The organism is Streptococcus pseudopneumoniae IS7493 (genome assembly GCF_000221985.1).
Classification (GTDB): Bacteria; Bacillota; Bacilli; order Lactobacillales; family Streptococcaceae; genus Streptococcus; species Streptococcus pseudopneumoniae.
On sequence record NC_015875.1, the window covers coordinates 1429689 to 1451484 of the forward strand.

The 21796-nt window shown below is 41.3% G+C and carries 25 protein-coding genes and 1 pseudogene; 2 read left to right on the forward strand and 24 right to left on the reverse strand.

Features of this window, described 5'->3' with window-relative positions; translation table 11 throughout:
- Positions 1-36: 36 nt before the first annotated feature.
- The 6 genes from SPPN_RS07355 to SPPN_RS07375 all read right to left on the reverse strand — a co-directional run bounded on the left by SPPN_RS07355 (position 37) and on the right by SPPN_RS07375 (position 7221).
- Complete coding sequence (locus SPPN_RS07355) at positions 37-1203, reverse strand: MalY/PatB family protein (RefSeq protein ID WP_000521379.1); 1167 nt, start codon at positions 1201-1203, stop codon at positions 37-39.
- 7 nt (positions 1204-1210) lie between these two features.
- Positions 1211-2305 carry a cystathionine gamma-synthase gene (locus SPPN_RS07360; protein WP_000031969.1) on the reverse strand — a complete coding sequence of 365 codons (1095 nt, stop codon included), beginning with the start codon at positions 2303-2305 and terminating at the stop codon, positions 1211-1213.
- Between the two features lie 127 nt (positions 2306-2432).
- Positions 2433-2591, reverse strand: coding sequence for a hypothetical protein (locus SPPN_RS13980; protein WP_050208363.1), 159 nt, complete (start codon positions 2589-2591; stop codon positions 2433-2435).
- Positions 2592-2665: 74 nt separating this feature from the next.
- Complete coding sequence (locus SPPN_RS07365; RefSeq protein WP_000500945.1) at positions 2666-3121, reverse strand: hypothetical protein; 456 nt, start codon at positions 3119-3121, stop codon at positions 2666-2668.
- A 313-nt stretch (positions 3122-3434) separates the two neighbouring features.
- Entirely contained in the window at positions 3435-5393 is a 1959-nt protein-coding gene (locus SPPN_RS07370) for a peptide ABC transporter substrate-binding protein (protein WP_000748868.1), read from the reverse strand.
- A 205-nt stretch (positions 5394-5598) separates the two neighbouring features.
- Positions 5599-7221, reverse strand: a complete 1623-nt coding sequence (locus tag SPPN_RS07375; RefSeq protein WP_000017788.1) for a putative polysaccharide biosynthesis protein — start codon at positions 7219-7221, stop codon at positions 5599-5601.
- A 105-nt stretch (positions 7222-7326) separates the two neighbouring features.
- Between SPPN_RS07375 and SPPN_RS07380 the strand changes: the two genes are divergently transcribed.
- Positions 7327-8772 (forward strand): UDP-N-acetylmuramoyl-L-alanyl-D-glutamate--L-lysine ligase, encoded by a 1446-nt coding sequence (locus SPPN_RS07380; protein ID WP_000590270.1) that lies wholly within the window; start codon positions 7327-7329, stop codon positions 8770-8772.
- Between the two features lie 44 nt (positions 8773-8816).
- Here the strand turns inward: SPPN_RS07380 and SPPN_RS07385 are convergent, their stop codons facing one another.
- From SPPN_RS07385 to SPPN_RS07460, 16 genes and pseudogenes are all read right to left on the reverse strand, one after another.
- Positions 8817-9014, reverse strand: a complete 198-nt coding sequence (locus SPPN_RS07385) for a CsbD family protein (RefSeq protein ID WP_000051199.1) — start codon at positions 9012-9014, stop codon at positions 8817-8819.
- Between the two features lie 99 nt (positions 9015-9113).
- Positions 9114-9763 (reverse strand): annotated as a pseudogene (locus tag SPPN_RS07390) (DUF1803 domain-containing protein).
- Complete coding sequence (locus SPPN_RS07395) at positions 9747-10259, reverse strand: YiiX/YebB-like N1pC/P60 family cysteine hydrolase (RefSeq protein WP_000892241.1); 513 nt, start codon at positions 10257-10259, stop codon at positions 9747-9749. The pseudogene SPPN_RS07390 and the gene SPPN_RS07395 overlap by 17 nt, the downstream one beginning before the upstream one ends.
- An 85-nt stretch (positions 10260-10344) precedes the next feature.
- Entirely contained in the window at positions 10345-11280 is a 936-nt protein-coding gene (locus SPPN_RS07400) for a manganese-dependent inorganic pyrophosphatase (protein WP_000036065.1), read from the reverse strand.
- 82 nt (positions 11281-11362) lie between these two features.
- The gene (locus tag SPPN_RS07405) at positions 11363-11650 is read right to left on the reverse strand and encodes a GIY-YIG nuclease family protein (RefSeq protein WP_000384642.1); all 288 of its coding nucleotides are present in this window, start codon (positions 11648-11650) and stop codon (positions 11363-11365) included.
- Complete coding sequence (locus SPPN_RS07410; RefSeq protein ID WP_000390770.1) at positions 11640-12389, reverse strand: tRNA1(Val) (adenine(37)-N6)-methyltransferase; 750 nt, start codon at positions 12387-12389, stop codon at positions 11640-11642. The genes SPPN_RS07405 and SPPN_RS07410 overlap by 11 nt, the downstream gene beginning before the upstream one ends.
- A 53-nt stretch (positions 12390-12442) precedes the next feature.
- The gene (locus SPPN_RS07415) at positions 12443-12802 is read right to left on the reverse strand and encodes a S1 RNA-binding domain-containing protein (protein ID WP_000689593.1); all 360 of its coding nucleotides are present in this window, start codon (positions 12800-12802) and stop codon (positions 12443-12445) included.
- A gap of 1 nt (position 12803) precedes the next feature.
- On the reverse strand, positions 12804-14204 hold the full coding sequence (locus SPPN_RS07420; protein ID WP_000339001.1) for a bifunctional Cof-type HAD-IIB family hydrolase/peptidylprolyl isomerase: 1401 nt from the start codon (positions 14202-14204) through the stop codon (positions 12804-12806).
- A gap of 81 nt (positions 14205-14285) precedes the next feature.
- Positions 14286-14789 carry a GNAT family N-acetyltransferase gene (locus SPPN_RS07425; protein WP_004244450.1) on the reverse strand — a complete coding sequence of 168 codons (504 nt, stop codon included), beginning with the start codon at positions 14787-14789 and terminating at the stop codon, positions 14286-14288.
- 273 nt (positions 14790-15062) lie between these two features.
- Complete coding sequence (gene rpsR, locus SPPN_RS07430; RefSeq protein WP_000068664.1) at positions 15063-15302, reverse strand: 30S ribosomal protein S18; 240 nt, start codon at positions 15300-15302, stop codon at positions 15063-15065.
- A gap of 31 nt (positions 15303-15333) precedes the next feature.
- Positions 15334-15804: a single-stranded DNA-binding protein SsbA gene (ssbA, locus tag SPPN_RS07435; RefSeq protein WP_000609599.1), complete on the reverse strand. Its 471-nt coding sequence runs from the start codon at positions 15802-15804 to the stop codon at positions 15334-15336.
- A gap of 11 nt (positions 15805-15815) precedes the next feature.
- Positions 15816-16106, reverse strand: a complete 291-nt coding sequence (rpsF, locus tag SPPN_RS07440; protein ID WP_001151777.1) for a 30S ribosomal protein S6 — start codon at positions 16104-16106, stop codon at positions 15816-15818.
- Positions 16107-16258: 152 nt separating this feature from the next.
- Complete coding sequence (asnS, locus tag SPPN_RS07445) at positions 16259-17602, reverse strand: asparagine--tRNA ligase (protein WP_000167144.1); 1344 nt, start codon at positions 17600-17602, stop codon at positions 16259-16261.
- A gap of 19 nt (positions 17603-17621) precedes the next feature.
- A complete protein-coding gene (locus SPPN_RS07450) occupies positions 17622-17987 on the reverse strand; it encodes a VOC family protein (RefSeq protein WP_000565215.1) in 366 nt (121 codons plus the stop codon).
- Positions 17980-19167, reverse strand: coding sequence for a pyridoxal phosphate-dependent aminotransferase (locus tag SPPN_RS07455; RefSeq protein ID WP_000777796.1), 1188 nt, complete (start codon positions 19165-19167; stop codon positions 17980-17982). Before SPPN_RS07455 ends, SPPN_RS07450 begins: the two co-directional genes overlap by 8 nt.
- A complete protein-coding gene (locus tag SPPN_RS07460; protein WP_000747177.1) occupies positions 19164-19652 on the reverse strand; it encodes a cell wall elongation regulator TseB-like domain-containing protein in 489 nt (162 codons plus the stop codon). Before SPPN_RS07460 ends, SPPN_RS07455 begins: the two co-directional genes overlap by 4 nt.
- A gap of 257 nt (positions 19653-19909) precedes the next feature.
- Here SPPN_RS07460 and SPPN_RS07470 point away from each other — a divergent pair, with 257 nt between their 5' ends.
- The gene (locus SPPN_RS07470) at positions 19910-20458 is read left to right on the forward strand and encodes an NADPH-dependent FMN reductase (protein ID WP_000039624.1); all 549 of its coding nucleotides are present in this window, start codon (positions 19910-19912) and stop codon (positions 20456-20458) included.
- A gap of 124 nt (positions 20459-20582) precedes the next feature.
- On the opposite strand, the gene yaaA is transcribed toward SPPN_RS07470, so the two are convergent.
- Both yaaA and SPPN_RS07480 read right to left on the reverse strand, forming a co-directional pair.
- A complete protein-coding gene (gene yaaA, locus SPPN_RS07475) occupies positions 20583-21311 on the reverse strand; it encodes a peroxide stress protein YaaA (RefSeq protein ID WP_014017306.1) in 729 nt (242 codons plus the stop codon).
- Positions 21312-21494: 183 nt separating this feature from the next.
- A complete protein-coding gene (locus tag SPPN_RS07480; protein WP_044012198.1) occupies positions 21495-21674 on the reverse strand; it encodes a YczI family protein in 180 nt (59 codons plus the stop codon).
- Positions 21675-21796 lie beyond the last annotated feature (122 nt).

The following is a 21796-nucleotide window of genomic DNA, read 5'->3' on the forward strand; positions in this document are numbered from 1 at the left end:
CTTCTAGGAAGACTTTTCTCCTAGAAGACTGGATTTTTAACGTTTGGCAAAAGTAGCCACAATCCGCTGACAGACTTCTTGCAATAGAGATTTGGGCATAGCTATATTGATGCGGGCATGGAGACTTCCTTCCTCTCCAAAATCCAAACCACGGTTGAGGATAACCTTGGATTCATTTCTCAACAACTCTTGCAATGTTTCATCAGTCAGGTCATAGGCTGAAAAGTCAAGCCAAATCAAGTAGGTACCTTGCGGTTTCATGACCTTGATTTTAGTCTCTTTTCCAAATAGATCCACCACATAATTGATGTGATCTTCAAAGACTTGCTTGAGTTCCTCTAGCCAATCTTTACCGTATCGATAGGCAGCTTCTGTCGCCAAATAACCCAAGCCTGAAATTTCATGCTGATTATTGGCCAACAGGCGTTTCTGGAAAGCCAGTCTCAACTTAGGATTTTCAATGACTGCATAGGAATTTTTTGTCCCAGCAATATTAAATGTTTTAGTGGCACTGGTCAAGACGATAGCAAAATTTTTGAAGGCAGGATTGATGGTATTGAAAGACTGGTGTTTGTGACCAAAGAGGGTCAAATCTTGGTGAATCTCATCTGAAACTAACAAAACACCGTGTTTTTGGCAGAGTTGGCCAATCTTCTCCAACACTTCTTTTTCCCAAACACGTCCACCAGGATTGTGAGGGTTGCAAAGAATATAGAGTTTAACCTCCTCTTCCACCAAATCCTTTTCAAGTTGGTCAAAGTCAATCTCAAACAGACCATCCTTTTCCACTAAGGAATTAGTAATCAATCTACGATTGTTCAACTTGACACTGCGAGCAAAGGGTGGGTAGACAGGCGTGTTAATTAAAACCGCCTCGCCTTCTTTTGTAAAGGTTTGAATAGCTGTTGAGATGGCTGGTACCACACCCTCGATAAAAACAAGAGCCTCTTTGTCAAAGTTGTAACCGTATTGTGTAGCTTCCCACTTTTGAACTTCCTTAATTAAGTCTTCACTGGCATAGGTATAACCATAAACCAGTTGGTCTGCGTAAGTTTGCACGGCTTGGCGGATTTCAGGCAAGACCACAAAGTCCATATCCGCTATCCAAGCTGGTAGAACTTCACTATCCGTTTCTGTTTCTTTCCATTTATAGGTATGGTGCCCTAAACGGTTGGGCAGGCTTGTAAAATCATATTTTCCCATCTTTGTCTTATCCTTCTAAAGCTTGGCGCAAATCTGCAATCAAATCTCTAGCATCCTCAATCCCAATTGACAAGCGCAAGAGGTCATCTGTCAAACCATAAGAATGGCGCACTTCTGCTGGAATATCAGCGTGGGTTTGTGTCGTTGGATAAGTAATAAGACTTTCTACACCACCCAAACTTTCCGCAAAAGAGAAGACCTTAAGACTGTTCAAAATATGTGGAATGCGCGTTTCATCGGCTACTTTAAAGGAAATCATGCCCCCACGACCAGTGTAGAGAACTTCCTTAACTACTGGAGAATCCTTCAAAAAGGCAACCACTTCTTGGGCATTGGCTGTTGAGCGCTCCATACGAAGAGACAAGGTCTTGAGACCACGAAGCAACTGGTAGCTGTCAAATGGAGACAAGACTGCCCCTGTCGTATTGAGATTGTAAAAGAGCTTCTCGTATAGTTCTAAACTATTGGTTACAACCACTCCAGCCAAGACATCATTGTGGCCTGCTAGATACTTGGTTGCTGAATGGAGAACCATATCTGCTCCATCTTCAATCGGACGTTGGTAGATAGGGCTATAGAAGGTATTGTCCACCACCACTTTGGCACCCTTAGCATGAGCCAATTTTGCTAGTTTTTCGATATCAAATTCCAACATTAAGGGATTGGTTGGGGTTTCGATATAGAGAACATCCACATCCTTTTCTAACTCGGCAATCAACTCTTCTTCTGTATTGGCATAGGTAAAATGGAAACGACCTTCCTGCTCCACTTGGTTAAACCAGCGAAAAGAACCACCGTAAAGATCACGCACTGCCAAGACCTTACTTCCTACTGGAAAGACGCTAAAGGCCAGTACAATAGCTGACATCCCTGAGCTAGTCGCTAGGGCATAGTCTGCTGACTCAATAGCCGCCAAGACTTCCTCAGCCTTACTACGAGTTGGATTTTTAGTGCGCGTATAGTCAAACCCAGTAGATCGACCAAACTCTGGATGCTGATAGGTCGTTGAAAAATGGAGCGGTGTCACCAATGCACCTGTCGCTTCATCTGACTTAATGCCCGCCTGGGCCAAAATTGTGTTAATGTGTAATTCCTTGCTCATACAATACCTCCAAATCTATAGTAACTATTGTACCACTTATTTTCATCAACTCATTTTCTTCTTTTCAAGAGCTAGCTATAGTTTCAAACTATAGACTTATACTCTTCGAAAATCTCTTCAAACCACGTCAGCGTCGCCTTACCGTATATATGTTACTGACTTCGTCAGTTCTATCTGCAACCTCAAAACCGTGTTTTGAGCTGACTTCGTCAGTCTTATCTACAACCTCAAAACACTGTTTTGAGCAACCTGCGGCTAGCTTCCTAGTTTGCTCTTTGATTTTCATTGAGTACTAGCTAGTAAAACTAAAAAGAATCCAGAAAAGCTTCCAGATTCTTTTGTGAAAATCCTTGCTAGGGCTTACTTAGACTGAAAGAAATCCTGTTTGACTAAATAGTCATAATGCTCTTTGTTAAATTGATACTGACCTACATGCTGACTAATCTGACCAACATCCACAGAAAAAATATAGGCTTCATTTTGATAGTTCCAGTTCAGCCTAACTGTATTCAAGACTGGCTTATAAGTAAAATCTTGAACTTGATTCCAAGGCATCTCTACGACTTGATTAGAACGATTTTCAGTTATATCACTGATGTCCATCAAGAAAATCCCCTTAGGTGTGAATGCCAGAATTTTAGGCTTCACACTCGACTGAACATAGTAGGAACCACCTATAATGAAAAAATCAATAAAGGATTTCAACCATGTCTTTTTCTTGAAAGCCATCAGAAAATTCTTTTGCCCTTCAATGCGGCAAGTTGAGAGAAAGGATGCAATCTGTTTTTCTGTCGCAAATTCCATAATCGCGCCCATGATGATACCTTCATAAAAATCACTAAATAGGCAGATAAGAACTCTTCACATAAAAGAAGAACTTATCATTTGTTGCGTTTTATCTTACTTTTTCAGTAGACGGCATCCCTCCTATAACATTACCCTAGCATATGCATACTTCAATCAACATTGGGTAGATTTTCGAAAATAGCGTCTCACATTTATGTTATATTCATTATAACATAAACTCAAGAAACAAAGAAAAAAATGTGAGATTTTTCTTCCAAATTTACTATCATTCTATTAAAAAACGACAGCTTCCTTCGAAACCATCGTTTTTCTTGAAAAATCCTTATTTGACATGTTTTGCCAATTCTTCTTGGGCTTTTTTATTAGATTCTTCTTTTTCTTTCAACCATTTTTCTCTGGCTTTTGCATATTCGTCTGTTGTGACAATCTTATCTTGTACTTTGAGGTACTTAAATGATTCGACCCCTTTATTACCAGCCAATGAATAAGGTGCTGAGAAAGGAACTGTTTTTCTCAAGCCAGGTGTTCCACCCAATGAAACATTTGGAATCGCTAGAGAACTATCTATCAACCATGCTTGAATATCAGCATATTTTTCATAACGTTTGGCTGGGTCTTGCTCCTTATTAGCCTCTTCCAACATTTGAGTATAAGTGTCAAGTCCAACTGCCTTAGCCTTGTCGTTGGCTTCACCAGGCTCGAGTCCAAGATTTTGTAGAACCCCACCATTCTTGACACTAAAGATATCAAGATAGGTTGATGGATCTAAGTAGTCAGGACCCCAACCACCATTGTAAAGGTCATAATCTTTTTGAGCTGCTGTTTGAGCAAAGTAACTTGAGTTATGATAGTCCTCTGTTGATAACTGTTGGATATCAATAACGACGTTCTCCGTACCTAAAGCTGCTTCAATAGATTGCTTCATAGAGCTTACTTCTTGAATCCCCTTCTTAGAAGCTTGGTCAACTGTCGCATCCAAATGAATAGGGAATTGAACTCCCTTAGCTTCTAGCTCTTTCTTGGCCTCAGCAAATTTAGTCTTGGCTTTCTCAGGATTGTAATAAGGGTCTTGACCATCCGCAAAGTTGATACCTTGCCATTCCTTACCATAATTGACCATCTTAGAGGCTACTACTTCACCAAAGTCTTTTCCCTTGATACTTACAAAGGTTGGAGGAACAACCAAGTTACGCAAAATCTTAGTCGCTCCGTCTTCTCCCTGAGTTTGAGCCCCATAGGCTGTACGATCATAGGCAAAGTTAATAGCTTGACGGAAGTTTTTATTAAGAACTGCTTCCTGAGTTGATTTCTTTTCAATGTCGGTCGTCTTAGAAGTAAATTTATAAGCTTGTCTATCTAGGTTAAAATTCCAGTAATAAGACGTAGCAGTCTGCATACTGTAGATGATATCATCTTTGTATTTTTCTTTAATCCCTTCAAAACTTGAACTATTTGGATAGAGACGAGCGTAGCTATAGGCTCCGTCTGTAAAGTTACGAACAAGAGCATCTTGGTCACTACCATCATAGTAGGTCAATTTAACATCATCTACAAAGACATTCTTAGCATCCCAGTAGTTAGGATTTTTCTTGTATTCGATGACAGATTTTGAAACAAAAGCTTTCATCAAGAAAGGTCCACTGTACAAAATATTAGCAGGGTCTACCTTGCCAAAATCATCCCCTTTTGATTTTAGGAAATCCGCATTGACTGGGAAAAGAATGGTTGATGTCGTTTTTGAGTTCCAGTAAGGTTCTGGTCGAGCCAAGGTGTATTGAACCGTTTGGTCATCAAGAGCCTTGACACCGACAGTTGAAAAGTCGCTTGTTTTACCAGTGATATAGTCATCCAAACCTGCAACAGAGTCCTGCACTAGATACAAGGCTTCTGATTTTTTATCAGCCGCATATTGCAAACCTGTCACAAAATCTTGGGCAGTTACAGGAGCATATTCTTCTCCCTCAGAAGTAAACCACTTGGCATCCTTACGAAGTTTGTAGGTATAGGTCAAACCGTCCTTAGAAACACTCCAATCCTCTGCCAAGGATGGCACATAGTTCCCATATTGGTCATTTTCCATGAGACCATCTACCAGGTTGGTCACAATATCATTTGTTGTTGCGCGGTTTTCTGCTAGATAGTTCAAACTAGATGGATCACTTGAATAAACATAGTTATAGGTTTTTGATCCTGTGCTAGAATTTCCACACGCGCTCAATAAAATTCCTGTACCCAGGACAAGACCTGCCAAGGTTAGATATTTGCTCTTAGACTTTTTCATTTCCAGAACCTCCTGCTTTAAAGATTTGTTTTATTATACAACGTTTAGTTTGTTTAGTCAATGATTTTGTCCAAAAAAATCGAAAAAGGCCTCATCTTCTACTCTTAAAAGATAATTTTAGCTGTTTTGACGCTAAAAAAAGGAATAAGTTTCAAGTTCTCCTAAAAGATTGTTCAACTTATTCCTTTTATTTATAAATGCTATCTTAAGAAAACTTAAATTTTGCTCGCAACTGGGCAGCTTTGGCCTGTCCAATAACCTTATCTAAGAGACGAGTATAGAGACTCATGAATCCGTAGAGTCCACCCCCCATGGCACCGACAAGAGCTACATAAAAGAAGCTCCACAAACGTCCACTTGGTTGGAAAACAAATCCTAACAGCCACTGGATGGTTCCTATTAACAGAAACATGACTAGGGTCAGCAAACTGATTAAAATGATTCGCTTCACAATCACCTTGCGCTTAACACCCGTTACTTTACAAATATCCCGATACATCAAGACGTTAGGAATGATAAGAGCGATGGTTGTTGAAATCAAGGGACCATAACTGTGGAAAAGGGCGATGGTAGGCAGTTGCAAGACCAGCTTGGCAATAGAACCATAGATAAAATAGAGAACGGCCTTGCGGTTGCGGAACATGGCTTGAAGCATGGGGGACAAGACCATGTACAAGCCTAAAATAATAGACTGCAAAACTGCAAAGACAAATAAGCCCATGGACAAACTATCTGGCTTACCATAGAAGACCGTATAAAGAGGTTCTCCTACCATGACCACTCCAACCGTTGCTGGTAGCAGGAATACAAAAAGCATGGTAATGCTGTCCTGAACGAGACGAGAAGCTGCCTTCAAGTCCCCCTTAACATAGTTCTCCGTCAAAAGTGGCAAGCCTACACTCCCAATCGAAACCCCAACAGAAATCAAAATCATCGTGATTTTATTAGGATTGGCTGAGAAATAAGAAAACATGACAACCAAGTCCTCGTTGCTGTAGTTGGTAAACCAGCTCATACTATTGATAAAGGTCAGCTGATCCAAAATCTGGAAAAGCTGGATGGCAGACCCTGTCAGGATAAAAGGAATGGCTTCCTTAATGGTATCGACCAAAAGACGCTTGCTATTTATCTTATCTCCTGTTTCAAGGACTCTTTTGAGTAAACCTTCTTTGGCAAGGAAATAGATCAAGACTGCAAAACTGGCTACCATACCGACAAAGGCAGCAAAGGTGGATTGGGTAACCGCTACTAGGTAATCTCCTGAACCGAGCTTCATAATGATAAAGGTTGCTAGAAGCATCCAGATAACACGAATGACCTGCTCAGCAATTTGACTCATGGCATAAGGTTTGAGATTATTCATCCCTTGGAAAAATCCTCGGATAACACTCATAGATGGGAAAATCAAGACTCCCCAACCCAAGCTTTGCATGATTGGGATCAAGTCTTTGCCCACGCCAGACAAGTCTGCTAGCCAAGGAGCAAAGAGATACAAGACTAAAGCAAAAACCAGGCCAAGTCCCGTCATAAAGCCTAAAAAGCTCCGAATCAGGGCAAAGCTATGCTCCTCTTCTCGCATGGTATTATACTTGGCAACTTGCTTGGCCACCGCAACTGGAATCCCTGCTGTTGAAACCAGCAAGAACCAGGCATAGATATTGTATCCCATGGTAAAGAGTCCATTTGCTGTAGCCGCATAAGACCCCATCCAGATATACCAAGGGATAATATAGATGGCCCCAAGCAGGCGACTGATAAAGTTACTAGCCGTTAACCAAGCAGTCCCCCGTAACATCTGGGCCTGCTGGTGATTGTTTTCGTGCGACATAGATTCCTCATTCAATTTTGATAACTAGGAAAAACTCCTTATCTTCCATTATAAACTTTTCCTTGTTACTTGTAAATTTGCGACTTTCGGTTTACAATAGAAAGTATGATTAAGATTGAAACCGTATTAGATATATTAAAGAAAGATGGTCTCTTCCGTGAGATTATCGACCAAGAACACTATCACTACAACTACAGCCATGTCGTATTTGACACCATCTGCTATGACAGTCGCAAGGCTAAAGAAAAGAGCCTCTTTTTCGTCAAGGGTGCTGCCTTTAAGAAGGAATTTCTGCTTTCAGCTATCTCTCAAGGTCTCGATTGGTATGTGGCTGAAAAGGACTATGAGGTTGGTATTCCTGCCATTATCGTCAGCGATATCAAGAAAGCCATGAGTTTGATTGCCATGGAGTTTTATGGCAATCCACAGAAAAAACTCAAACTCCTTGCCTTTACTGGTACTAAGGGTAAGACAACAGCAGCCTATTTCGCCTATAACATCTTATCTCAAGGGCATCGACCTGCTATGCTCTCAACCATGAATACAACTCTAGATGGTAAGACTTTCTTTAAGTCTGCATTGACAACCCCTGAGAGCATCTACCTCTTTGATATGATGCATCAAGCTGTGCAAAATGACCGTACCCACCTCATCATGGAAGTCTCCAGTCAAGCCTATCTGGTCAAACGTGTCTATGGTCTAACCTTTGATGTGGGAGTTTTCCTCAATATCAGCCCAGACCATATCGGCCCGATTGAACACCCTAGCTTTGAAGACTACTTCTACCACAAACGTCTCTTGATGGAAAATAGCCGAGCAGTCATCATTAATAGTGACATGGATCACTTTTCTGTCTTGAAAGAACAAGTGGCAGATCAAGACCATGATTTCTATGGTAGCCAATCAAATAATCAAATCGAGAATTCCAAAGCCTTTAGCTTTTCAGCTAGTGGGAAACTGGCTGGTGATTATGATATCCAACTGATTGGTCACTTCAACCAAGAAAATGCCGTTGCTGCTGGGCTTGCTTGTCTTCGTCTCGGAGCAAGTCTTGAGGACATCAAAAAAGGAATCGCTGCAACCCGCGTTCCCGGCCGTATGGAAGTCCTCACTCAGAAAAATGGAGCCAAGGTCTTCATCGACTACGCCCACAACGGTGACAGTCTCAAAAAACTCATCAATGTGGTAGAAACTCATCAAACTGGAAAGATTGCTCTGGTCTTAGGTTCGACAGGAAATAAGGGAGAAAGTCGTCGTAAGGACTTTGGCCTTCTCCTCAATCAACATCCTGAGATTCAAGTCTTTTTGACTGCTGATGACCCCAATTATGAAGACCCAATGGCCATTGCAGATGAAATTAGTAGCTATATCAATCATCCTGTTGAAAAGATTGCGGATCGCCAAGAAGCCATCAAAGCGGCAATGGCCATCACAAATCACGAATTAGATGCAGTTATTATTGCTGGTAAGGGAGCCGATTGCTACCAAATCGTCCAGGGCAAGAAAGAAGCTTATCCAGGAGATGCAGTCGTAGCAGAAAATTATTTATAAGGATTGTAAAAAAATCAAGGGAAAATGAAACCCTTGATTTTTTCCTATTCTTTAGTAAAAACGTTTTTCAAACCTTCAACGGCACCTTCTACAGCACCTTTAGCATCTTCAACTACTTCTTTTGCCTTAGCAACTGTTTTTTCAACAGCTCCTTCAAGTTCTGTCTTGCTGTCTCCAGTAACTTTACCAAAACCTTCTTTGACAGCGCCTGTTGCTTGTTCCAATTTGTTTTCAAGTGACATATGATTGTCTCCTTTAGTTTTATTCCGATATGTGTTATCGGTTACATTAGTATAAACTTATCGATAGATAAAGTCAAACAATGTGCTCAGAAAAAGCAATCACACTAAATAGAAAGTTAATCTCTCCTTGTCAAAATCGACAGCCAACTCATACTTTCCATCTTCATTTTGGACTATATAACCCAGGACAACTAAACTGTCCACAAAGATATCACGGCGTTTCTGCATCAGTTGATCTTTTTTGAGAAATTTTAGCAAAAAAGTTGTCATGTATTTGAGGGCATACTCAGGATTAACATCTCCTAAAATGTCATAGAGTTCCTGCTGTTTTTCTGTCAAAGGATACTGATGTTTGACCTTGTAGAAATAATTGGACAGGGTCATTTTTGATCTTGCAAAGTCCGTCTTTTCAACTAAAATAGCTGCATTGGTTTGATTGCATAATTCCGTCTCAAAACGCTGCTCCAACAAGGCTTGATAGACCGGACTAGCTTCTCTGACAAAAATCTCTTGATCCAGTTCGAGACTATCAAGTGATTCAAGCATAGGAAAATTGAGGTAATAGCGCTTATTTTCACGTAGAATCAAGCCTGCCTTTATATACTCTTCCATGAGTTTATCAACTGCAATATCTGGAAATTGAGCCTTAATTTCCCGTAGAATCACATCCTCATACTGGTCCAGATAGTGGATCAATTCTCCAAAAATGGCTGTCTCGTCAAACGAGATGGATTAAAAATCTGAATCATGAAGATTCCTTTCTTTACATTCTAACAGAGGCGATGCTGCCAACTGACTGGGATTGGTTCCAGCTTGGTTAAGAGGCACAGGAAGTTCGAGTTTCCTATAATATTCTCTCCAAAAATCACTAATCTCCTGGTCCCCATTCCCAAATTTCATAGGTATGGTCTCAAAAATCGGTAGGATTTCTGCCATGTACTGGGAACAGTAAAAACCATGCCCATCTGGATAGAAAGAAGCATTGTAGGGTGCCCCTAGATGTTTGCAAGCTTTTTCCTTCGCCGACTGGATATCCATTTCTGGGTAAACATAGAGGTCGTATAAATGATTGGACTCAAAGAAGTCTGCTGGTTCCTGACAGATAACACCCACCTTTCCACTAGCATGGTAAATCATCCCATCCAAATAAATGGCAACATGGTTATAGTTGCCTGTGGAAGTCTGGATGGCCTGTCCCATATCTGACTCATCTCTCACAAAAATCAAATCGCCATTTTCTAACATGCTTCACTCCTAGAAAAAAGGAGCCGAAACTCCTTTCGATATAAGGCAAACTAGACTTTCCGATTTTGAACTGACACCCAAAATCTTAAGCATTAAAGCTTTCAGTCAATTGAGGTACCACTTGTTTCTTACGTGAAACGGCACCAGCAAGGAAGGCATGATTGTTTTCAAGTTTGAAGTTGAAAGCCGCTTCGACCTTGCCAATATTGGCACCAAGAGCCAAGATTTCTGAGTTTGAGTTGACGATATCTGTAATCATCAAGACAAAGTCAGAGTAGCCGTTTGCTTCGTTAGCAGCTTGCATTGCAGCTTCAATTTCTGCTTGACGTTCCAAGACTTCAGCGATGTCAACTGTGTTCACTTGGGCAACACGGACATTATTTCCGTTCAATTCAAAAGTTTTAGCATCGATGTCAATCAATTCGTCAGCAGATTTGCTAGCCAAGTTTGTACCAGCTTTCAACATAGCTAAACCATATTCCTCCAAGTTTACACCAGCCAATTCAGCCAATTCAGGAGCAATAGCCTTATCTGTTGGGTGTGTGGTTGGTGATTTCAAAAGAAGAGTATCTGAAATCAAACCTGAAAGCATCAAACCAGCAATCTCTTTAGGAACAGCTACACCATGTTCTTTGAACATACGATAAACGATTGAAGACGCTGAACCAACTGGCTCCAAACGCATGTAAAGTGGGCTTGCAGTTTCAAAATTAGCCACACGGTGGTGGTCCACCACACCATAAACTTCTACTTCAGCGATATCTGATACAGATTGTTGGAATTCATTGTGGTCAGTCAAGATAACTTGCTCTGCACCTTCTGCTTTGGCAGAAGTGATGACACGCGGTGCTTCCACACCAAAATAGTTCAAGACAAAGGCTGTTTCTTCATTTGGAGTTCCAAGAGCAACAGCTTCCGTATCCAAACCGTAAGCTTCTTTTGCAAGGTAGGCAAAGGCTACAGATGACCCAATGGCATCTGTGTCTGGATTTTGGTGACCAAATACTAGAATCTTAGACATGATAATACCTCATTTTGTTTATTCTCTTTATTGTAGCATTTTTTTCGCTTTTTGACAAAAGTAAGAGGAGTCAAAGGGCTCCTCACAATTCTTCAAAATAACTGACTAAATTTCTATCTTGATTTTCAGATAAAAATTGCTCCTTCTGTGGTCGTTTCTTACGCTTGAGAAGGGCTTCTGCCGACATGGCTTCTTCCTTACTGGCAAAACCTTGAGCATAGATGAGTTTGACTGGCAAGCGTGCTCGTGTGTATTTGGCTCCCTTCCCACTATTATGGACAGCGAGGCGTCTCTTCACATAAGTCGTATAGCCTGTATAGTAGGATCCGTCACGGCACTCCAGCACATACATATAAGCCTTATAATCCATAATAAATCTCTTCGAGTTCCGGCGTATAAGAGCCATCATCATTGTGAACAATGAGAGGTGGTAAGACCTTAAAGCCACTTGTTGAACCATCCTTGATAGCTTCAATCAAGAGCATATTGGCTTCCTTTTCCTTTTTTGGATAGACAAATTGCAGACGCTTAGGGGCTAGATTATGCCGTTGTAACGTATCCAAAATATCCAGAAGTCGATCAGGACGATGAACCATGGCCAAACGCCCATTAGATTTGAGAATACTCTGGGCACTACGACAGATTTCCTGCAAATTGGTCGTGATTTCATGTCGCGCCAAGAGATAATGTTCACTCTCGTTCAGGTTTGAATGAGGATCCACCTTGAAATAGGGCGGATTACACAAAATCATATCCACCTTACTTCCCTGGATATAAGCAGGCATATTTTTCAAATCATCACAGATGACCTCCATCTGCTCTTCCAAACCATTCAAACGGACAGAGCGCTCAGCCATATCCGCCAAACGCTCCTGAATCTCAACAGCCAAAATCTGTGCCTGAGTACGAGTGCTAGCAAATAGCCCCACTGCTCCATTCCCAGCGCAGAAATCCACTATCAAGCCCTTTTTAGGAAAACGTGGAAAGCGTGACAAGAGAACACTATCCACCGAATAGCTAAAAACCTCTCTATTTTGAATAATTTTGATATCTGTTGAGAAGAGCTGGTTAATGCGCTCCCCTGATTTTAATAATTGTTCTTCTTCCATGGTTCTATTATAGCAGATTCATATTAACATTACAAAAAATATAAAATTCTAAACTACTTCTTCTTTTTTAAATAGTGCAAGGCTTCTCTAGTCCAAATTGGCATCATTCGTTTAAGAGGCGCAAAGCCGTAGTTAAAACGGTCGCTTGAAAAGCGTCTCCGTCTCGGAAACTGGTGCTTTTCTTCCTCCAAAGTGCGGATAGAAAGACTTGCTTTCCCTGTAAATTCATCTAAATCCACTACTTGAACTTGAACCTCTTCATCAACTTTCAAGGCTTCATGGATATTTTCAATAAAGCCTGTCCGAATCTCTGAAATATGAATCAGCCCCGTATCACCTGTCTCTAGCTCAACAAAGGCACCGTAGGGCTGAATCCCTGTAATACGACCCTTTAGCTTATCACCGATTTTCATCTTAGTCCTCAATTTCAATTGTTTCAATCACAACATCTTCAACTGGCTTGTCCATAGCCCCTGTCTCAACAGAAGCAATGGCATCCAAGACAGCGTAAGAAGCTTCATCAGCTAGCTGACCAAAAACCGTGTGACGACGGTCTAGGTGAGGTGTCCCACCTTGGTTGGCATAAATTTCCGCAATCGGTTCTGGCCAACCACCACGAGCAATTTCTTTCTTAGAATAAGGCAGGTGTTGGTTTTGGACGATAAAGAACTGGCTGCCGTTGGTATTTGGACCAGCATTGGCCATAGAAAGGGCACCACGGATATTGTAAAGTTCTTCTGAGAATTCATCCTCAAAAGATTCGCCGTAGATGGACTCGCCACCCATACCAGTTCCAGTTGGGTCTCCACCTTGGATCATAAAGTCCTTGATAATACGGTGGAAAATGACACCATCATAGTAACCATCTTTTGCAAGAGCTACAAAGTTAGCTACTGTTTTAGGAGCATGTTCAGGGAAAAGTTTAATACGCAAGTCTCCGTGATTGGTCTTAATAGTCGCGATAGGACCTTCTACTGTTTCAATGTCTACTTGTGGGAAATGCAATTCTTTTTCTACCATACCAAATCCTTCTAAGGCATCAAAAATGCCATCTTCTTCTAGTGTTTTTGTAATATAATCTGCTTTTTCTTTGATCTTATCATGAGAAATTCCCATTGCAACGCTGATTCCAACATAATCAAAGAGTTCCAAGTCATTCAGCCCATCTCCAAAAACCATAACGTTGTCTGGTTTCAAGCCAAGGTGTTCCACAACCTTTTCCACCCCCGTCGCTTTGGAGCCTGAAATCGGAACAATATCAGACGAATGTTGGTGCCAACGAACCATGCGAAGTTTATCTGAGAGACTGTCAGGTAAGTGTAAGTCATCTCCCTTATCTTCAAAAGTCCACATCTGATAGATGTCTTCTTTCTCATGGAAATCTGGATCCACATCTAAATCAGGATAAATTGGATTGATAGCCTCACTAATCATATCTGTACGAATAGACAACTTGGCATCATGACTCCCAACCAAACCATACTCAATTCCCTCTTGCTTAGCCCAAGAGATATACTCCTCAACATCTGACTTCTCAATCTGATGTTGATAAATAACCTGACCTTTTTTATCTTCGATATAAGCCCCATTTAAGGTCACAAAAAAGTCAGGATTCAGTTCACGAATTTCTGACACGACACCAAAAATCCCTCGTCCAGAAGCAATACCTGTCAAAATTCCTTTCTCACGTAATTGCTTAAAAACAGCTGGGATTGAAGCCGGAATAAAACCTGTCTTGGAATTCCGCAATGTATCATCAATATCAAAAAAGACAATCTTGATCTTCTTTGCCTTATATCTTAATTTGGCATCCATCTCACTACCTCTTTCAATCTAACTCTTTCCATTATACCATAAAGTAGAGAAATCCCACATCCCCAATAAAATCCTTGTCTCTTATCCGAATTCTTTTACTAGATACAAAACCAAATCATCATTATTTTGGCTAGTTGCATTCATTTCCAAGGGTTGATTTCGATACCAGACACCTGTCCCATCTGGAATGTAGCCCCGTCTGATATACAATCTCTGGGCAGGGCCATAGCCTAAGTGCAAACCTACACCAAGAGTGACCTTACTCGAAACAAACTTGACTCGTTTTTCTGCTTCTTCTAGCAATTGATTCCCAATCCCTTGATTTCTAAAAGGCTCAAACACATTAAAATCTGATAATTCTGGATAGACTTCTGCAAAAGGACCATGTTTAGCAGAGGGCAAAATGGTAACGTAGCCCGCTACAGCACCATCAATCTCTGCAACTAAGACTTCTCTCTCCCCACTTTCCTGTTCCAGAAAATATCTAGCCAAAATTTCCTCTCTACCAGGCCAACCTTGATTCATAAAGCCATGAGATAAGGATTCAATATCAGACTTAATCATATTTCTAATCGTACAATTCATCTTTGACTTACCCACCTTTACTCTTTCTATTACCATTATAGCACGCCAAGGTCAGAAAAAAACTATCTCGTGAAAAAAAGATCCGTTGGGGTCTTAATTCGCATTCTTGTTTCCAAGCTCATGAAAAAGAGGTCCCCCTGACCTCAACTCGCTCTCTCATTTCAAGGCTCGTGAAAAAAAGACCCGTCGGGGTCTTAATTCGCTTTCTTGTTTTCAAGCTCATGAAAAAGAGGTCCACTGGACCTGAAAAAAAGACCCAACCGGGTCTTTTCTTTAATCTTCGTTTACGAAAGGCATCAAAGCCATTACGCGAGCGCGTTTGATAGCTGTTGTTACTTTACGTTGGTTTTTAGCTGAAGTTCCTGTTACACGACGAGGAAGGATTTTCCCACGTTCTGAAACGAAACGGCTAAGAAGCTCAGTATCTTTGTAATCAACATATTCAATTTTGTTTGCTGCGATGTAATCAACTTTTTTACGGCGTTTGAATCCGCCACGACGTTGTTGAGCCATGTTTTTTCTCCTTTATAATTTTAGTTGTCCATTAGAATGGTAAATCATCATCTGAAATATCCAATGGATTTGTTGTTCCAAATGGATTTTCATCACGTGAAAAGTCTGGTACTGAATTTGTAGGCGCTGAATAGTTTGCAGTTGGTGCAGAGTAAGCTCCACCTGTATGACCTTCACGCACACTACGGCTTTCTAACATTTGGAAATTCTCAGCCACGACCTCTGTCACGTAGATACGTTGTCCTTGCTGGTTATCGTAACTACGAGTCTGGATACGGCCTGTCACCCCGATAAGTGAGCCTTTTTTAGCCCAATTAGCAAGGTTCTCAGCCTGTTGACGCCACATAACGACATTGATAAAATCAGCCTCACGTTCGCCATTTTGACTCTTAAATGTACGGTTTACTGCAAGAGTAAAAGTCGCAACTGCTACATTTGATGGGGTATAACGCAACTCAGCGTCACGTGTCATGCGCCCTACAAGTACAACATTGTTAATCATAGTTTACCTTCTTACGCGTCAATTTTGACGATCATGTGACGAAGAATGTCAGCGTTAATTTTTGAAAGACGGTCAAACTCTTTAAGAGCTGCATCGTCGTTTGCTTCAACGTTAACGATGTGGTAAAGTCCTTCACGGAAATCTTTGATTTCGTATGCAAGACGGCGTTTTTCCCAAGATTTTGATTCAACAACAGTTGCACCGTTGTCAGTCAAAATAGAGTCAAAACGTGCTACCAAAGCGTTTTTAGCTTCTTCTTCAATGTTTGGACGAATGATATAAAGAATTTCGTATTTAGCCATTGATATGTTCCTCCTTTTGGTCTAATGACCCCAAGACTTTGCAAGGGGTAAGTGAGGTTCGCTCACAATAAACTATTATACTAGAAAAAATTTTTTTACGCAAGTAAAAACTCTGATATGCGAAAAAACGCCACATGGGCGTTTTCCTATTCTTACGGTTTAATACGGTGCAACATACGTGGGAATGGAATGGCTTCACGGATATGTTTTGTTCCTGCTGCGAAGGTTACCATACGCTCGATACCGATACCAAATCCACCGTGTGGAACTGTACCGTATTTACGAAGGTCAAGGTAGAATTCATACTCTGTACGATCCATGCCAAGTTCATCCATCTTAGCGACAAGGGCATCGTAGTCTTCCTCACGCATAGACCCACCGATAATTTCTCCATAGCCTTCTGGAGCAAGCAAGTCTGCACAAAGCACGCGCTCTGGATTTCCAGGAACTGGTTTCATATAGAAGGCCTTGATGGCTGCTGGGTAGTTCGTGACAAAAGTTGGCACACCAAAGTGGTTTGAAATCCAAGTTTCATGTGGTGAACCAAAGTCATCACCATGCTCAAGATGTTCGTAGTCAGCGTCTTCATCATTCTCATGTTCTTGCAAGAGGTCAATGGCTTGATCGTAAGTGATACGTTTGAATGGCTCTGCAATGTAGCGTTTCAAGAGCTCTGTATCACGTTCCAAGGTTTCCAAGGCTTGAGGCGCACGGTCAAGAACACCTTGTAGAAGAGCTTTCACATAAGCTTCTTGCAAGTCAAGCGACTCATCATGTGTCAAGTATGAGTACTCTGCATCCATCATCCAGAACTCGGTCAAGTGACGGCGCGTTTTTGATTTTTCAGCACGGAAAACTGGACCAAAGTCAAAGACACGACCAAGAGCCATAGCACCTGCTTCTAGGTAAAGCTGACCTGATTGGCTCAAGTAGGCTGGCGTTCCGAAGTAGTCCGTTTCAAAGAGTTCTGTTGAATCTTCTGCCGCATTTCCTGAAAGAATTGGGCTGTCAAATTTCATGAAACCGTTCTTGTCAAAGAACTCATAAGTTGCATGGATAATAGCGTTACGGATTTGCATCACGGCCACCTGCTTACGAGAACGGAGCCACAAGTGACGGTTGTCCATCAAAAAGTCTGTACCGTGTTCTTTTGGTGTGATTGGGTAGTCTTGAGATTCACCGATCACTTCGATGTCTGTGATGTCCAACTCATAGCCAAATTTAGAACGTTCGTCCTCTTTGATAATACCTGTCACATAAACAGACGTTTCTTGGCTCAAGCGTTTGATGACATCAAACTTCTCAAGTCCTACTTCTTCACCAAATTTTTCGACAAAGTTTGGTTTAAAAGCCACACCTTGGAAGAAGGCTGTTCCATCACGCAATTGCAAGAAGGCAATTTTCCCTTTTCCTGATTTGTTGGCAACCCAAGCGCCAATCGTCACTTCCTGACCAACATAGTCTTTTACATCAATAATCGTTACACGTTTTGTCATTATTTTTCCTTTTTCTTTTTTATTCTTTATGGCAAACCACTTCTATATTGTTCCCATCTGGGTCAATCACAAAAGCAGCGTAGTAAATCGGATGCTCACTGCGATAATCAGGAGCCCCATTGTCTCGCCCACCTGCCTCTAAACCAGCCTCATAACAAGCCTGAACTTCTTCCTTATTTTCTGCTAAAAAAGCAAAGTGAATAGGATCTTGTGTCCCCTGAGCCAGCCAAAAATCACCACCAGGATGAGGGCTGTTCGGGGCAAGAAAACTGATTAGAGAAGTAGTCTTAAAAGCCAATTTATAGCCCAAAGGAGCGAGAAAACTCTTATAAAATCCTTCTGAAATTTGTAAATCCTTTACCTTAATCTCAAAATGATCAATCATTCTCACTACCCATAAATGCTTTCAAGCGTTTAACTGCTTCTTTAAGCGTGTCTAGGTCTGTCGCATAGCTGAGGCGGACATTTTCTGGTGCTCCGAATCCTGCTCCTGTTACCAAGGCCACTTCGGCTTCCTCTAGGATAGCGGTTGTAAAATCTGTCACATCTGTATAGCCTTTCATCTCCATAGCTTTTTTGACATTTGGGAAGAGATAGAAAGCTCCTTGCGGTTTGAGCACTTCAAATCCTGGCACCTCAGCAAGAAGGGGATAGATGGTATTGAGACGTTCCTCAAAAGCCTGACGCATGCTTTCTACAGTATCTTGCTCACCTGATAGAGCCTCAACTGCTGCATACTGGGCTACTGCTGACGGATTCGAAGTTGTTTGACCTGCAATCTTGGACATGGCAGCAATAATGTTTGCTTCTCCAACGGCATAGCCAATCCGCCAACCTGTCATGGCATAGATTTTAGACACACCATTGATGACCACTGTTTGCTTGCGAATTGCCTCAGATAGGCTAGAAATCGGTGTGAACTCATGACCATTATAGACCAAGCGCCCATAGATATCATCTGCTAGAATGAGAATATCCTTTTCTACAGCCCAGTTTCCGATTGCCAAGAGTTCCTCACGGGTGTAAATCATACCTGTCGGATTGGATGGCGAATTCAGCACCAAAACCTTGGTCTTGTCTGTGCGAGCTGCTTCTAACTGCTCTACGGTCACCTTAAAGTGATTATCTTCCTTAGCAGGAACAAAGACTGGCACACCTTCTGCCATCTTGACCTGGTCTCCATAGCTTACCCAGTAGGGGGTTGGGATGATAACTTCATCACCTGGATTGACCACAGCCATAAAGAAGGTATAGAGAGAATATTTGGCTCCAGCAGCGACTGTCACTTGATTTGGCGCTACAGAATAGCCGTAAAAGCGTTCAAAGTAAGTATTGACCGCTGCCTTGAGCTCTGGCAGGCCTGAGGTTACTGTATAAAAAGAAGCACGCCCATCTCGAATCGATGCAATGGCGGCATCTTGGATATTTTTTGGAGTAGTGAAATCTGGCTCACCCAAGGTTAGAGACAGGATATCTCTTCCCTCAGACTTGAGTGCTTTGGCACGAGCTCCAGCAGCCAAGGTCACACTTTCTTCCATTTCTAAAACACGGTTGGATAGTTTCATAGGCCCTCCTTATTGACCAATACTCCTGTTTCAAAATCTACTAGATAAAAATCAGAGCCTGACTTGACTTCCCAGATTGGTTTGTCTTGATAACGGCCAAAGGTAATCTTGTCAATCTCGCCAGCTCCTTTTTCCTTCGAAACAGCTTCTGCTTTTTCTTGTGAAACACCTTGATTTAGCTGATAAACGTAAATATTGTGGTCATCTTTTCCAATCAGGACAGCAAGTGCTTCTTGTTTTTTATTACGGCCAAGAACGCTATAATAGGATTCCAAGCCATTGTATAAGTCAACCTGATCAGCCTGCTCTAATCCTGCATACTGCTGAGCTAATTTTTCTCCTTCACTTTTAGCTGTTTGATAAGGTTTCATACTCAGAAACACTAGATACAGAAAGGAAGCACTGATAACCACAAACAAAATCGTCATCCCTAGACCATACTGCCACAGTAGATTATTTTTTGCTTTTTTTTGTCTTTTTTTCACTCGTCTATTTTACCATCTATTGGGCTTTATTACAAGTGAATGCAAGAACAATCGCACTTTATTTCTTCCTTCAAACAAAACCGATTTTGAAAGTGAAACAGTTCTTACTTTTTCAGTCACAAATGACTAGAGTTTCCGAAATTTTACAATTTTCAAATAAACTCTGAGCAAATTTCTTGCAAGTTGTTTTGCTTTGTTGTAATATATTTTATAACAACGAGAAAATTCTCGTAAATTTAAGAAAAAGGAGACACATCATGTCTAAAAAAGTATTATTTATCGTCGGATCACTACGCCAAGGTTCTTTCAACCACCAAATGGCGCTCGAAGCTGAGAAAGCACTTGCTGGTAAAGCGGAAGTTAGCTACCTTGATTATTCAGCCCTTCCTCTCTTCAGCCAAGATTTGGAAGTTCCAACTCATCCAGCTGTAGCTACTGCTCGTGAAGCGGTTCTCGCTGCGGATGCTATCTGGATCTTCTCTCCAGTCTACAACTTCTCTATCCCTGGAACAGTAAAAAACTTGCTTGACTGGCTATCTCGCGCCCTTGACTTGTCTGATACACGTGGCGCTTCTGCCCTTCAAGACAAGTTTGTCACCGTATCATCTGTAGCCAATGCCGGTCACGATCAACTTTTCGCTATTTACAAAGACCTCTTGCCATTTATCCGTACACAAATCGTTGGTGATTTCACTGCTGCACGTGTCAATGACTCTGCTTGGGCAGACGGAAAATTGGTTCTTGAAGAAACAGTCCTAAGCTCACTTGAAAAACAAGCGGAAGACTTGGTCAATGCTATCAAGTAACTAATATAATAAAAGCGAACAAGACTACTTTTCTGACACTCAGAAGACTAGCTTGTTCGCTTTTTTTCATTTATAAACTAAAATAGCTGATGATACATATTGCCAAATACAAAATATCTGATTTCTATACTTCCTTAACAAAAACCAATTCCTGTGGCTGGGACAGATCTTCTCGGTAGGTAAATCCTGCAAAGCTTAAGCGACGAGCTTCCTCCACCGTCTGTACTTGATTTTCTATCAGGGCTGTCAGGAAGGCACCACGCGCTTTCTTGGAAATGGTTGAGTGAATTTTCAGCTGACCGCCTCTATCCTCCATGAATTTGAAGGTCACCATTTTTTCTCTGATTTCCTTAGAAAATACAGTCTCAAACTCGGATGACAAGAGAGAGAAAATCACTTCTTCCTGCTTCAGAGCTTCATCATAGGCTGCCTTCCAATGGCTCTTCAAAGTCTTACCAGCGACTTTCAACTTCATCAAAAAATCCAAACGGTGAGGAGCCATAGGTGACAAGACTGGAACGACACCGTACAAAGCCGAGGTAATGAAAACATGATTTTCAAGATAGGCTTGTTCTACCTCGGTCAATTTGTCTCGCTTGATATGGCGGTACATAAGCCCATCAAAAAGTTTAAGAGCTGGGTAGTGTTGAGCAGTTTGCCTTTTCAAAGCTTGGATATTTTGACATTCTTCCGCAGCCTTCTCGGCTGATACCTTATAAAAACTCTCCAATTGACTAGCAGAATAGAGGGCCAAGGCATCCAGCACGGCCTGACTTTCTGGTATTAAAGGTGTTGCCTCGATACTCGGCAAGTCTGTGTTCATTTCTTTTGCTGTAGGGATTAAAATTTTCATATTGATAGTGTAGCATATTTTTTAGCCACAACCAAGAAATTCATCTGATACTCAATGAAAATCAAAGAGCAAACTAGGAAGCTAGCCGCAGGCTGTACTTGAGTACGGCAAGGCGAAGCTGACGCGGTTTGAAGAGATTTTCGAAGAGTATGAAAAACCTCGGTTTGACCGAGGCTTCTCTATTTATTTGGGCCATCCTAACCAGATAGCCACGAGAACGAGGGCTGCGCCAGCTAAACTTGTTAAGATAGATAAGAATTTATCTTTTTTCTCCTTGAACTGAGAAAAACCTATCTTCAAAGCGAGCAGTCCAAGTAGCATTGAAGCAAGCATCAAATAAAAACCCCTTTCTTTGTCCTCCATTAGTCTTAATTTATTTTATTATAACATATATTTCTTAAATAAACCTTTTTTATACTCAATGAAAATCAAAGAACAAACTAGGAAACTAGCCGCAGGTTGCTCAAAGCACAGCTTTGAGGTTG